The following is a 249-nucleotide window of genomic DNA, read 5'->3' as shown; positions in this document are numbered from 1 at the left end:
CACGATCCGTGCGGAAGTGGATACGGCGTTCGATGCCGCCCGCAATATGGCTCGCACCTTCGAGGTAATGGCGGGCAGTGATGGGACCGGGACCCCGATCTATCAGCGCCGCGATCAGCTGAATGCCGTTCTTCTGAGCGTGTTGAAGGACAATCCGCGCTTCAACGGGACGTACAGCGCCTGGCTGCCGAATGCGCTCGATGGTCGCGATGATATGTATGGCGATCGCAAAGACGTGGGCTCGGATGC

At 60.6% G+C, this 249-nt stretch carries 1 protein-coding gene; it reads left to right on the top strand.

Annotated elements, in window-relative coordinates:
* The coding region (locus tag CH341_RS33055; protein ID WP_483475705.1) for a PDC sensor domain-containing protein at positions 1-249 on the top strand (249 nt) is incomplete at both ends.

The sequence above is a fragment of the Rhodoplanes roseus genome (assembly GCF_003258865.1).
Taxonomy (GTDB): domain Bacteria; phylum Pseudomonadota; class Alphaproteobacteria; order Rhizobiales; family Xanthobacteraceae; genus Rhodoplanes; species Rhodoplanes roseus.
This window is presented reverse-complemented; position numbering and strand designations above follow the sequence as displayed.